Genomic DNA, 13,235 nt, shown 5'->3' on the forward strand with positions numbered 1-13,235 from the left:
AAGTACAACAGCAGGGAACTGCCCGGATCCCGCTCCCCCGCTCTCTACCGTCGGACGGGTGACAACGAGTGCTGAAGCGCCGCGCGGCCCCGTGCTCGCGGCGTACGACCGGCAGGTGGACGGGCTGTTCACCTACTGCCTCTCGGTGCTGTGCGAGCACGACGCGGCCACCGCCGCCCTGCGCGAGGTCCGTGAGCTGGCGGTGCGGCACGGGGCGCGGCTCGCCGAGCCCGGACTGGTGCGGGCCTGGCTGTACTCGCTCGCGCGCTACTGCTGCCTCCGCCGCCTGGAGGAGGGCACCGGAGCAGGCCCCGGTGCGGCCGTCGGCGGAACGGGCCCGGTCGGGGTGGCCTCCGTCGGGGCTGCGGCGGTCGCGGCCCGGGGCGGGGTGTGCGAGGCGGAGACGGCCCGGCGGCGGCGCGAACTGGCCTCGCTCGCCTGGCCCGAGGCAGCCGGCACCGACCCCGAGCAGCGCGAGGCGCTGGAGCTGTCGGTGCGCCACCGGCTGACCCCGATCGAGGTGGCCGCCGTGGTGGGCCTCCCGTTCGACGCCGTCCGGGCGCTGCTCGCCTCGGCCGAGGCCGAGGTCGGCCGGACCAGGGCGGCGCTGCTGGTGCTCGGCGTCGGCAGCTGCCCCGAGCTGGACCGGCTCGGCGGGGCGGGCGCGGAGAGCTGGCGGGACTGGGTGCTCGGCCCCGCCCTGCGCCGCGAGCTGGTGCAGCACGTGGTCGACTGCCCGACCTGTCGGGGCACCGCCGAGCGGGTGGCCGACGAGGTCTCGGCGGGTACCGCCGGCCTCTCCGGGCTCCCGGTGCTCACCGCGCCGACCGGCCCAACCACGCCGCCGCCGGCCGGGAGCGGGCCCGTCGGCGGAGGCACCGGCAGCGTGCACTTCCTGCCGCACGCGGCCGGAGCACGGCCGGCGCGGCGCTCCGCCGGGCCGGTCCCGGTGGTCGAGCCGTGCCTGCGGTTCGACCAGAGCGGGTTCCCGCGCCACCGGGCACCCGACGCGGGCCGCGGGCTCGCGGTGCGGCGGCGGGTGGTGACCACGGGAGTGCTGGCGGCGGTCCTGGCCGCGCCGGTGGTCGCGCTCTGGGCCGGGCACCGGGGCGGCGGCGGTCCGGGTACGGCGGCGGCGGTCTCCACGGTCCGGGTCGAGGACGACGGGCGGTCCGCCGGGCACCGACCGGGCGGCGCCCGGCCGGACGGCGGTCCGGGGCAGGGCGGTCCGGCGGGTCCGGTCGGCCCGGGCGCGGGGGGCGTTGCGCCCGCGGTGGCCGGGCTGGAGCTGGCCTGGGCCGGGCCCGCGACTGCAGAAACGTTGCTGCCGGGGCTGCTGGGGCCGGCCGTCCCGGTACCCGCGCACGGCGCGACCCCGCTCGGCAGCCCCACCCTGGTCGCGGCGCCGGCCCCCGCGCCCGGCGCGGGCCCGGGGGTGGGCACCGGCACCGGGCGGGGCCCGGACGCCCCGGCACCGGCCGGGCTGCTGACGGTCGAGGCCGGTGAGTACGGCAACCGGACCGTGCTCACGCTCACCAACTCGGGCACCACGGAGATCCGCTGGCACGCGGTGGTGGACGCCGCCTGGCTCCGCCTCAGTCGGGACGCCGGCACACTCGCACCGGGCCAGCGGATCACCGTCATCGTCAGCGTCGACGACGACCTCGCGCCGACCACGCCGTGGACCGCCCTGATCGCGCTGCCGCCCTCGCAGGCGGTGGTCACCCTGGAGGGCGGCCCGCACCGCCGCGGCGGTCCGACCCCGGTCGAGCCGACCGCGGGCCCGACGGAGTCGGGCCGGCCGTCGCCGGGCGGGACACCGTCGTCCACCCCGACCGGCGGCGGGCCCAGCGGGGGCGGGCCGACGGCGGGGCCGTCCGGCTCGCCCTCGCCCGGCTCCACCGGCTCGCCCGCGCCGACGGGCGGGCCGGCCTCGCCCACGGCCGCGCCGTCGTCGTCGGCGCCTAGTCCGAGCGCCTCCTCGGCCCCGCCGGGATCGTCCGGGGGGCCTTCCGCCCCGGGCAGATCGGCGTCCCCGTCGAGGTCGGCGCCGGCGTCGGCCCCGGCCGGCGCTTCCGGCGCACCGGCGCGGTCGCGCTGAGGGTGGGCCGGGGCGCGGTCCGGGGCTCGGTCCGTTGGCGTCGTCCGGGGCGCGGGGCGCGTCGGGGCCGCACCGCAGGGCACCGGTGCCCTGCGGTGGGCCCGTGGTCGGCCGGGGGCAGGGTCGGTGTCGGAGCGAGGCGCGAGGGCCGGAGAGCGAGAGAAACCGGGGTCAGATGCGGCGGATCGGCGGCACGCGGTAGGTGCCGTCCAGCACGGCCTGCGTGGGCTGGTAGAGCCGGATGATCGGGCGGAAGCCGCCCTCCGGGGTGGGCAGCCAGTTCGCCGCCGCGGCCGGGTCGGCGGGCGGCTCGTGCTGGAGCAGGAGGGTCAGCGAGCCGTCGTCGCCGTAGACCAGGCCGGGGGTGCGGTCCCCGATCGCGTAGCGCTCGATCGGGTTCGCGACCAGGTAGTAGTCCGGCAGGCCGTACATGGTGAGGGACCAGAACGCCTCGGCCGGCGGGGGCTCGTCGAAGCGCAGCGTGTACGCGTGGGCGCCGCTCAGCGGGCGGCCGTCGGCGTCGTCGTAGGTCATCGCGAACACGGCCTCGTACGCGTGGTTGCCCCAGAGCCCGGCGCGGGCCGCGGCCGCCCGGCTGAGGTAGGCGGCCCGGCGGTCGGGGATGCGCCACTCGGGGTCGTCGATCGTGCCGGGGCCCAGGTAGTCGGTGTTGAAGTCGAAGAGGTGCAGCCCCGAACGCCACTCGCCGGCCGGGTGGTCCTCGGGCGGCCGGGTGGCGTCCTCGACCCGCTCCCGGCCCGCCGCCACGCCCTTGAGCAGGGCGGCGGTCCACTCGGGCGCGGCGGCCCGGTAGGGCGAGGGGTCGGGGTCGAGCAGCCCCAGCGGGGCGAACCGCCGCTGGTACTCGACGTCCGGTCCGGCGGGCGGGAAGGCCGCCATCCAGACCCGGAGCCGTTCGAAGAAGGCCAGCCGCTCGGGGACGTCCGGGTCCGGCGCGGGCAGTCCCGCGACCAGTCCGCCGGGCTCCAGCGGGCTCAGCGTCAGCGCCTCCTGGAGGGCCTGGACCCGGGGCAGGTCGTCCGGGCCGGTGCAGGCGAAGCGGCCGACGATGCTGGCGATCGTGGTGGGCGAGACGATGACGCGGCCGGGATCCGGCGGGGTGCCGTGCCAGTGCGGCGGGACGATCAGCCAGCTCTGCTCGCCGGTGCCGGTGGCCCGGCTGCCGACGTAGGCGAAGTTGTCGGTCCACGCGTCGACGAACTGCAGCACGTAGTACGCCCCGGCGGTGTCCGGGACGTGCAGCACCAGCGGGCCCTCGGAGAGGTCGAGCTGGGCGATCGAGTAGACCGTGTCGTTGTTGACCGAGACGAAGGGATCGCCCGGCTCGGCCAGCCGGGTGGCGTGGCTCATCCGGTTGAAGGGAGCCGCCGGCAGGGTGCCCATGCCGCCCCCGGTGAAGCGCTCGACCATGGTGAGGTCGGAGACCAGGGGGTAGCCGTAGACGTAGGCGTCGGCGGCCAGGGCCTCCAGCTCGGGCTGGGTCATCGGGGGTCCTTCTCGGGGTCCTGGTGGGGGTGGGACGGCGGGCGGCGTCCCGGCGCGGGCGGCGGGCTCAGCGGGGCGGCGGGCTCAGCGGGGGGTGAGCGGGGGTGGCGTCCAGCGGCCGTCCAGCACCTGCGTGTCCGGGCCGTAGAGCCGCAGCACCGGTGCGAACGGCCCGTCCGGCGCGGGCAGCCAGTTGGCCGAGTGCTCGGCGTCGGCGGGCCGCTTGTGCTGGAGGTAGAGGGTGAGGCCGCCGTCCGGGTCACCGACCAGCCCGGGGGTGAGGCCGCCGATCGCGTACCGGTCGAGGGTGTTGTCGACCAGTCGGCGCTCCGGCAGCGCGTACATGGTGAGCGACCAGAAGAACCGCGCGGGCGGCAATCGGTCCGGCTCGAACCGCAGCAGGTAGTCGCGGTCGCTGGCATTCGGCGGGCCGTTGCCCTCGCTGTCGACCGTCCAGCCGCCGTACCAGGCCTCCTCCGCTGGCAGCCCGTACAACCCCTTCAGCGCGCCGACCGCCTGCTCCAGGTACGCGGTGCCGATCCGTTCGCGGGTGCCGAACAGGCCGGCCGGGTCGGCGGTCCGCTCGGCCGCCCGCTCCAGTTCGGCGCGGCCGTCGGCGATGCCCCGCTCGATCTCGGCGCGGACCTGGATCGGCAGGGCGGCCGGCTCGAACTCGCCGCGGCCGTCGACACCGAGGTCGGTGAGACGGCCGCGCAGATCGGCCTCGGCGGGGAGCACCGGGAGGAAGCCGAGCAGGAAGTCGAGGAAGGAGAAGACCTCGATGGTGTCCAGCACCTCCTCGCGCCAGACCGGCCAGACCGGGTGCGGGGCCGGCTCCGGCGCGGGGGTGCCGGCGTACTCGTGCAGCGGGCGCAGCCGGTACTGCTGCTGGATCGCCTTCAGCTCCGAGACCGCCGCCGGCGAGGTGTCGGCCAGGTGGGTGCGGCCGACGATGCCGACCAGCTCGCTCTCGGTGCGGATGACGCCGGTGATGCCCGCCGGGACCTCCCCCTGCCAGCCGGGACCGGCCACCAGGTGGTCGCCGGCCTCCTGGCCGGTGGCCCGGGCACCGATGAACCCCGCGTACACGGTGTCGAGTTCGTGCACCGGGAGGACGTAGTAGCGGTCCGCGGCGGGGACGGAGACCACCCACGGCTCGGCCCGCAGGTCGAGCCAGGCCCAGGAGCGGGGTGTGTCGTCGTCCGGGGCGAGGAGGTCCGGCGCGACGAGGTCGCCGTCGGCCGGTGCGGACGGCGACCGCTGCTCGTGCCGGAAGACGCCGAAGCCGCCGGCGTACTTCGGGTCGGCGTCGTCCACAGCCTGTGCATAGAGGGTGCGGTAGTTCTGCAGGACGGGATAGCCGCGGACCCAGGCCTCGGCGGCGGTCGCACGGATGGTGGCCGGGTCCACGAGTGCCGGGTTGACCATGCTGACGCACTCCCCAGGGGCGGGATGCCCGAGCCTCGCTCGCAGACATCGTTCACAATTCGGACATACAGGTACACGGGGATGCTATGCGGACCGGATTCGATCAGCACCTCGGACAGCACCTCGGACGCGGGCGGCGGTTCCACCGCGCGAACGGGCCGGGTGCGGGCGCTGTCGGCCGCGGCCGGAGCCGCCGCGGGGCACTGTCGACCGTGGCGTACCGCCCCGGCCGGGCCGTCCGTCGAGCGGCAGGCCGGGGCCCGCGCGACACCTCTGCCGACAGCTAATCGGCGTGTGCGGACGCGCCCGGGCTGGAAGCCTTGCCGGCATGAGAATCCTCCTGCTCGGTGGCTCGTCCTTCCTGGGGCGGGCCTTCGCGACCGAAGCCCTCGCGCGAGGCCACGAGGTCACCACGTTCAACCGCGGCCACTCCCATGACGACCTGCCCGGTGTCGAGCCGGTGCGGGGCGACCGCGACCGCGCCGACGACCTGGCACGGCTGGTCGAGGGACGGCGCTGGGACGCCGTCGTGGACACCTCGGCCCAGCAGCCCGCCCAGGCCGCGGCCTCCGCCCGCCTGCTGCGCGAGCACGCCGACCACTACACCTTCGTCTCCTCCGTCCACGCCTTCGCCGACTGGCCGGCCCAGGTGGTCGACGAGGACTCCGCGCTGCGCCCGTGCCCGGCCGACACCCCACCCGGCCAGCCGTTCGACAGCGCCCTGAAGGCCGGCTGCGAGCGTGCGGTGCTGGAGTACTTCGGCGCCGAGCGGACGCTGATCCTCAACAGCGGTCTGCTGATCGGTCCGCACGAGAACGGGGGCCGCCTGCCCTGGTGGCTGGAGCGGATGGCCCGCGGCGGTCGGGTGCTGGCGCCGGGCGACCCGAGCCGGACCATGCAGGTCATCGACGTGCGCGACTTCGCGGCCTTCGGCCTCGATGCGCTGACCGCCGGGCACACCGGGCGCTACATCACCACGGCCCCGCCCGGGAACATCACCTTCGGGGAGTTCCTGCACACGTGCCGGGACGTGGTCGGCGCACCGGTGGGCGGCGGTGCACCCGCCGAGCTGGTCTGGGTCGAGGACGGCCGGTTGCTCGCCGAGGGGCCGGACAGCGTCCAGCCGTGGAGCGAACTCCCGCTCTGGGCGCCCGCGGGGCCGGACTTCGCCGCCGTCTGGCTCGCCGACACCACCCGGGCCCGGGCGGCCGGTCTGCGGTGCCGGCCGTTCGCCGAGACCGCGCGCGACACCTGGGCCTGGCTCCAACAGCGCGGGCCGGCCGAGGACACCGACGGCGACGGCCTCAAGGGGCGCAAGGGCGCCCACGTCCGGCAGGGGATCGTCCCGGCCAAGGAGCAACGCCTGCTCGCCGCCGTGGCGTAGCGTGGCGGGCGCAGGCGTCCGAACGGCGTGCCGGGTCGTGCGCGCGGCGGGGGTGCGGCGGGCGGCGCGGTGCGACGCGGCGCGCGACGGGGAGCCCGGGCCGGCGCTCCCAGCCTCTCGGCTCCCGGCCCGGCGCACCCGGGCCCGGGACTCCTGCCCGGGCCCGGACCCGCCGTCAGTGGCTGCGCCGGGTGACCAGCTCCGCGAGGGCGAGCAGGTCGTCGGCCGCGGAGGGCTCGGGCACCGCGGTGGCCAGCTGGGCGAGCGCCGCCGCCATCCGCTCGCAGGACTCCCCCTGCGCCCAACCGCGCCCGCCGGCCCCCTCGACGGCGGCCGCACAGCGGCGCAGCTCCTCCGGGCTGAGCACCCGTTCGAGCGCGTACAGCTCGGCCAGAACACGCCCTTCGGCCGTCCCGGAACCGAGCGCCGCCACCACCGGCAGCGACTTCTTGCGCGCCACCAAGTCCGCCCCGACCGGTTTGCCGGTGACGGCCGGGTCGCCCCAGATCCCGATCAGGTCGTCGATGAGCTGGAACGCCAGGCCGATCTCGCGGCCGAAGCCGTCCAGCGCCTGGGCGGCCTCCTCGGAGGCGCCCGCGTACCGCCCGCCGATCGCGCAGGCGGCGCCGAGCAGCGCGCCCGTCTTGGCCTCCGCCATCGCCAGGCACTCGGCGAGCGAAACGTCACTGCGCTGCTCGAAGGCACAGTCGATCTGCTGGCCCTCGCAGAGCTCGACCACGCAGTCGGTCAGCCGGCGGATCGCGCCCTGGGCCGCCGGGTGGGCGTCCCCCGCGAGCAGGCGCAGGGCCAGCGAGTGCATGGCGTCACCGGCCAGGATGGCCTCGGTGGTGCCGAACACCCGCCAGGCGGTGGGTCGGTGGCGCCTGGTCTCGTCGCGGTCGATGACGTCGTCGTGGAGTAGCGTGAAGTTGTGGACCAGCTCGACGGCGGCCGCCGCCGCGGTGGCCGAGCCCGGGCTGCCACCGAGCGCCTGGGTGGCGGCCAGGACCATCGCCGGCCTGATGGCCTTTCCGGAGGGGGCGGCCACGGGCGATCCGTCCGCCTCCCACCAGCCGAAGTGGTAGCCCGCGACCTTCCGCATCGAACCGGGCAGCGAGTCGACGGCGGCGCGCAGCACCGGGTCCACCAGGCCACGGGCGCGGGCGAGCACGTCCGCCGCCTCGTTCCCCTCGCGGTGATCGCGCTCCAATGTGAAAATTCCCATGAATTCCTCCCCCTCATGAGGTGGCCGGCGCTGCCCGGCCGGGCCGATTCCGCCCGGCCGGGCAGCGCCGTGGCCGACCGGCCCCGGTCAGTCGCGACGCTGGGCGACGTTGACGTTTTCGAGGACACCGATGGCGTCGGGCACCAGAATGGCTGCGGAGTAGTACGCGCTGACCAGATAGGAAATGATGGCCTTCTCGTCGATCCCCATGAACCGGACCGAGAGACTCGGCTCGAATTCGTCGGGGATTCCGGTCTGGTGCAGGCCGATGACGCCCTGGTTGTCCTCGCCGGTACGCATCGCGATGATCGAGCTGCTGTGACCGTCGACGACCGGGATCTTGTTGCACGGGAAGACGGGCACCCCGCGCCAGCCGAAGACCTGCCGGCCCTGTACCTCGACGGTGTCCGGGTAGAGGCCGCGGCGGTTGCACTCGCGGCCGAAGGCGGCGATGGCCCGCGGGTGGGCGAGGAACATCTTGGTGCTGCGCCGGCGGCTCAGCAGCTCGTCCATGTCGTCCGGCGTGGGCGGGCCGGAGTGGGTCTGGATCCGCTGGTCGTACTCGGCGTTCTGCAGCAGGCCGAACTCCGGGTTGTTGATCAGCTCGTGCTCCTGGCGCTCGCGCAGCGCCTCGATGGTCAGCCGGAGCTGGTGCTCGGTCTGGTTCATCGGCTGGTTGTAGAGGTCGGCGACCCGGCTGTGCACCTTGAGGACGGTCTGCGCGACGCTCAGCTCGTACTCGCGCGGCCTCAGCTCGTAGTCCACGAAGGCGCCGGGCAGCTCGTACTCGCCGTGGTGGCCGGCGGAGAGGCCGATCGCCGCCTCGCCGTGCTTGTTCTGCGCCTGCTCGAAACCGGCCAGGTACTCCATGACCTGCAGCTGCAGGGCCTCGGAGCGGTCCGCGAGCTCCTGGAACGACGGCCAGGGAAGCGCCAGCACGGTGCCCGCGGTGGCGGCCCGCACGGTGTACGGCCAGACGCCCTCCGTCCGGAGCGCCTCGTCGCCCAGGTGGTCGCCGTCGGCCAGCGCGCCGACCACCGCCTCCTCGCCGTACTTGCCGGACCCCAGCCGGTCGAGCTTGCCGTGCGCGATGACGAAGACCTCGTCGATCGGCGCCCCGGCCGCGACCAGCACGTCACCGGCGGCGAACTCGCGCTGGACGAAGCGGCCGGCCAGCTCCTCCAGCACGGCGTCGTCCTGGAAGCCGCGCAGCACCGGGACCTCGCGCAGGCTCGGCGGGACGATCCGCACCTCGGCCCCGGCCTGGACGAAGCCCACCCGACCACGGCCGACCGAGTAGCGCAGGCGACGGTTCACCCGGTAGGTGCCGCCGGACACCTCGACCCACGGCAGCATCCGGAGCAGCCAGCGCGGGCTGATGCCCTGCATCTGCGGCGCGGACTTGGTGGTCGTCGCGAGATTCCGCGCGCCCGCCGTGCTCAGACTCTGCTGCTGGACCTGCGGCTGACCGCCGGGTGCAGGAATACCGACGGTGGTTTCGGTCGACATAGGGAGCCCTTCGCATACCCGGTGAAGTGTCGCCTTGCAACCATCATGGTGAGGCCATTCAGAGGCCCTCCGCAATCACTCTTTCGAGTGGTCGGAATAACCGAACAAATAGGACGACTGGATCACCTGATCGATATTGATTCGATAAGCATTCGAATACCCGGAACCCACCCGCCGCGCGGTCGTCGAACGCCCGGTCGGACGGACCGCCGCACGACCGGCCCGCCACGGTCCCGCCGGGCCGCCCCGGAACCCCCTCGGCCCCACGGGCACCCCCGGTGCGCGACCGCGCCAGGGGCCGCTAAGGTGCCAGCTCAAAGGGCCACGGGGCCAGTTGACGCGTGTGGTCGCACCGGATGGGCCCTTCCCTCGTTCACCCCTGTCCTGGTAGGCCTTCATGAGCGCCCCCGTACGTGTCTGGCTCAACCGCACCTACGCCGAGAACGTCTTCTTCATCGAACAGCTGCGCGCCGCCCCGCGCCCCGTCCTGGTCCACGCCACCCACGTCGACGCCGACTCCCCCGTCCTGGCCGCCGCCGACCACGCCGCCCTGGAACCGGGCGACCTGACCCCGGACGCCTACGTCGCCTACGCGCTCGACTACTGCGCCCGCCACTCCATCGACGTCTTCCTGCCCCGCCTCAACCAGCTCGCGATATCCCTGCACCACCAGGAGTTCGAGGCGATCGGCACCGCCCTCGCCTGCCCGCCCGCCACCGCGATCGCGGCCTTCGACAGCAAGGCGGACGGCTACGCGGCACTGGCCGCCGCCGGCCTGCCCACCCCGCCCTGGTGGCAGGTGCGCAGCGCCTCCGACCTGCTCACCGCCGTCGACCGGATCGAGGCCGCCGGCCTCACCGCCTGCCTCAAGCCGGTCTCCGGCGCCGGCGGCGAGGGCTTCCGGGTGCTCACCCGCGAGCCGTTCGGCCTGCACCGGCTCGCCGGCTGGGACAGCCGGGTCCAGGTCGAGCAGGTGGCCGCAGCGCTGGACGCCGCCGACGAACCCGCCGACCTGCTGGTAATGCCCTTCCTGGACGGCCCCGAGGTCTCGGTGGACTGCCTCGCCGACCGCGACGGCACCCTGCTCGCCGCCGTCGGCCGCAGCAAGCACCGGCGCCGCCGCAGCTTCACCACCGCACCGCGGTACCTGGAACCGGCCCGCCGGGTGGTCGAGTCCACCGGGATGGCCTTCCTCTCCAACGTGCAGTTCCGCCACCTCGCCGGGGAGCCGATCGTCATCGACGTGAACACCCGGCCCTCCGGCGGCCTGCACCAGCTGCGCCTGTGCGGGCTCAATCTGCCCTGGAACGCCGTGCAGTTGGCACTCGGCGAGCGGCCGGACACCGACTGGCCCGAAGAGCTGGCCGCGACCGAGTACACGCTGGTCGCCGGCATCCAGCCGGTGCTGCCGCGCGAGGTCCCGTTCGGTCTGGGCCTCGGCCCGGTCGAGCTCGTGCACTGAGCGGCGGCGGCTGTCGGGGCCGGCTACGGACTCCGGTCAGCCGGCCGGTCAGCCGGTCAGCCGGTCGCCGAAGACGCCGGAACGGCCGCCGCTGACCCAACGCCCTTGCTACAGCGGGCCGTTCCAGTCCAGCGTCGGCTCCAGCACCCCCTCCAGGGTGAGCAGCCAGCGCTTCACGTCGATACCGACCCGACCGCCGCCGAAGCCGCCGATCCCGTCCGCCGCCACCACCCGGTGGCACGGCACCAGCAGCGGAACGGGATTGGCGGCCATCATCTGCCCGACCGTCCGGGCGGCCAGCCCGGGCTCCGCCACGTCCTCGAACACCCCGCTGCGGGCGGCCAGTTCGCCGTAGGTGATGGTCCGCCCGTACGGCACCTCGCGGAGCAGGGTCTGCAGCACCGCCCGGTGCGGGCCGGTGCTCAGGCTCCAGTCGATCGGGAGTCCCAGCTCCCGGCTCCGCCCGGCCAGGTAGGTGCCGATCCGTCCGTTCACCGCGGCGATCTTCGCCTCGTCCGTGCAGCGCGGCAGCTCACCGGCCTCGTCCCCCAGGTAGCCCCCGGCCACCACGCCCAGCGGCGTCACCGCGATGTGCATCGGTCCGCTCGGCAGCGGTGTCTCCACGGTCAGCCAGGACATCCCGCCCGGTCGGGGCGCGCCACCCGGCCGCGCTCCGGACACCCCGGACGACGTGCCCGCTCTGGCCGCTCCGGCCCGCGCCATCGATTCCGACTGCGACATCCGCGAGCCCCCGCCCTCCTCCGTCGGCACGGCCGCCGGCCGTGCCGGCACCCGGAAGGCGCGCGAGGACCACCCGCCCCGCGCGCCATCGTACGACTCACGGCCGTCCGGCACCGGCTCGTCCGGAACCGGACCTCGCCCGAGGACCGGCCCCGCGTTCCTGTCCTAGAGCCGCCCCTTCAGCTCCGTGGCGAGCTCCCGCGACCAGTGCACCAGCTCGGCCCGGTCGGGCGCCCGGCCTTCGCAGAGGGCCGCGAGCTGCGCGTCGTTGATCCGGTTCGGGCCGGGGATCTCCAGCAGATAGGCGAGCTCCTCCAGCATCGTGGCGAGCCGCTTGGCGTCGATGTGCTCCATGGCGACGGACGCCTCGTGGTGGCTGATGGTGAGAGAACCAGGCATGGCCAACCTCCTCCGTTCACCCCCGCACTCCCTCCACCGTACGACCGGCCCGCCCGTGGTGCTCTCCCGGTCCGCCGGAGCCGTACCCGGGGCCGGTCCGGGCGGGGCCGCCGGACCGCCCCGCCCGGCTGCCCCGCCCCCGATCCCCCGCGCTCCCCGGCTCAGCCCGCGCCACCACCGCTCGCCCGTCCGGGTGAGTCCCAGCCCGCACAGCGCACCTCGCGCACCGCCAACACCAGCACTCCGGCGGCGAGTTGCCAGACGGCCCCGAAGCCCAGCACCGCGCCGGCCCCGACCCGGTCGGCCAGCGGACCGGCCGCCGCCAGCCCGAGCGGGCCGAGGACGAAGGCACCCAGCCCACCGAAGGCGGTGACCCGGGCCAGGACGTCACCGGGCACCCAGCGTTGCATCGTGGTTTCGTACAACGCCCCGCAGACCGCCGACCCGGCCCCGGCCACCAGCGCCGCCGCGGCCGTCCAGAGCAGTGGCGCACCCGTCGCGAGCGCCGCCGACGGCAGCGCCCAGCCGAGCGTCGCCACCGTGGCGACCGCGAGCGGCCGCGCCGGCCGGCGGCCCAGCATCACCAGGCCGCCCAGCACCGCGCCCGCCCCGTACAGGCCCATCACCAGGCCCCAGGCGCGCGCCCCGCCGAGCCCGCGCTGCGCGGTCAGCGGCCCGAGCACCAGGAACGGCGCCCAGACCAGCAGGTTGAAGAAGGCCATCTGCACCGTGGTGACCCAGAGCCACGGCCGCGACCGGAACTCCGACCACCCCTCGCGTAGATCCGCCAGCATCGAGTCCGACGCATCCGGTTCCGCCGGCGCGGCCACCGCGAGCCCGGCCACCACCAGCCGGGCCAGCGCCAGCACCCCGACCCCGTACGTGACCGCGTCGACCAGCAGGACCGAGGCCGGACCGGACCACGCCACCAGCACCCCCGCGAGCGCCGGACCGGCCACCGTGGCAACCGAACGGGCCAGCCCCAGCAGGGCGTTGGCGTCCGCAAGGGACTCCTGCCGGGCGACCAGCCCGGGCACCAGCGCGCCCAGGGCGGGCAGGAACACCCCCTCGCCGAGCCCCCAGACCGCGACCAGCCCCACCATCGCCCAGACCGGCGCGTGCCCGACGGCCAGCGCAGCCGCGAACACCCCCTGCACCCCGCAGCGCAGCACGTCCGCGGCCAGCATCACCCGCCGGCTGCCCAGCCGGTCGGCGACCACCCCACCGGCCAGCATCACCAGCACGATCGGCAGGATCCTGGCCGCCATCACCCACCCCAGGTCGGTGCCGCTCCCACCACCGTCGAGCACCGCGAAGGCCACCGCGACCGGCGCCATCGAGGAACCGAACAGAGAGGTCGCGTAGCCGGCGAAGAACCACCGGAAATCGTGTTCGCCCAGCACGGAGAGGCGGCTGCGCAGCCGCGTCCGGCGGGCGGGAACCAGGTCCGCATCCACTGCCATGGGCGGCAAGTCTGCCC

At 75.3% G+C, this 13,235-nt stretch carries 10 protein-coding genes; 3 read left to right on the top strand and 7 right to left on the bottom strand.

The window, feature by feature from the left end:
- Window positions 1–58: 58 nt before the first annotated feature.
- Window positions 59–2,101 (top strand): BACON domain-containing protein, encoded by a 2,043-nt coding sequence (locus RMN57_RS17970; protein WP_313764370.1) that lies wholly within the window; start codon window positions 59–61, stop codon window positions 2,099–2,101.
- Between the two features lie 171 nt (window positions 2,102–2,272).
- Here RMN57_RS17970 and RMN57_RS17975 read toward each other — a convergent pair whose 3' ends face one another.
- Complete coding sequence (locus tag RMN57_RS17975) at window positions 2,273–3,607, bottom strand: DUF1254 domain-containing protein (RefSeq protein WP_313764371.1); 1,335 nt, start codon at window positions 3,605–3,607, stop codon at window positions 2,273–2,275.
- 84 nt (window positions 3,608–3,691) lie between these two features.
- A complete protein-coding gene (locus tag RMN57_RS17980; RefSeq protein WP_313764372.1) occupies window positions 3,692–5,035 on the bottom strand; it encodes a DUF1254 domain-containing protein in 1,344 nt (447 codons plus the stop codon).
- Window positions 5,036–5,363: 328 nt separating this feature from the next.
- Between RMN57_RS17980 and RMN57_RS17985 the strand changes: the two genes are divergently transcribed.
- On the top strand, window positions 5,364–6,419 hold the full coding sequence (locus RMN57_RS17985; protein WP_313764373.1) for an NAD-dependent epimerase/dehydratase family protein: 1,056 nt from the start codon (window positions 5,364–5,366) through the stop codon (window positions 6,417–6,419).
- Between the two features lie 175 nt (window positions 6,420–6,594).
- Here RMN57_RS17985 and RMN57_RS17990 read toward each other — a convergent pair whose 3' ends face one another.
- Entirely contained in the window at window positions 6,595–7,644 is a 1,050-nt protein-coding gene (locus RMN57_RS17990) for a family 2 encapsulin nanocompartment cargo protein polyprenyl transferase (protein WP_313764374.1), read from the bottom strand.
- An 87-nt stretch (window positions 7,645–7,731) separates the two neighbouring features.
- Complete coding sequence (locus RMN57_RS17995; protein WP_313764375.1) at window positions 7,732–9,153, bottom strand: family 2B encapsulin nanocompartment shell protein; 1,422 nt, start codon at window positions 9,151–9,153, stop codon at window positions 7,732–7,734.
- A gap of 397 nt (window positions 9,154–9,550) precedes the next feature.
- Here RMN57_RS17995 and RMN57_RS18000 point away from each other — a divergent pair, with 397 nt between their 5' ends.
- The gene (locus RMN57_RS18000; protein ID WP_313764376.1) at window positions 9,551–10,615 is read left to right on the top strand and encodes an ATP-grasp domain-containing protein; all 1,065 of its coding nucleotides are present in this window, start codon (window positions 9,551–9,553) and stop codon (window positions 10,613–10,615) included.
- Window positions 10,616–10,723: 108 nt separating this feature from the next.
- Here the strand turns inward: RMN57_RS18000 and RMN57_RS18005 are convergent, their stop codons facing one another.
- The 3 genes from RMN57_RS18005 to RMN57_RS18015 form a co-directional block, all read right to left on the bottom strand.
- On the bottom strand, window positions 10,724–11,254 hold the full coding sequence (locus RMN57_RS18005; RefSeq protein WP_313764377.1) for a methylated-DNA--[protein]-cysteine S-methyltransferase: 531 nt from the start codon (window positions 11,252–11,254) through the stop codon (window positions 10,724–10,726).
- 267 nt (window positions 11,255–11,521) lie between these two features.
- A complete protein-coding gene (locus RMN57_RS18010; RefSeq protein WP_313764378.1) occupies window positions 11,522–11,755 on the bottom strand; it encodes a hypothetical protein in 234 nt (77 codons plus the stop codon).
- 161 nt (window positions 11,756–11,916) lie between these two features.
- Window positions 11,917–13,218, bottom strand: a complete 1,302-nt coding sequence (locus RMN57_RS18015) for an MFS transporter (protein ID WP_313764379.1) — start codon at window positions 13,216–13,218, stop codon at window positions 11,917–11,919.
- Window positions 13,219–13,235 lie beyond the last annotated feature (17 nt).

Source organism: Kitasatospora sp. CM 4170 (assembly GCF_032110285.1).
GTDB lineage: Bacteria > Actinomycetota > Actinomycetes > Streptomycetales > Streptomycetaceae > Kitasatospora > Kitasatospora aburaviensis.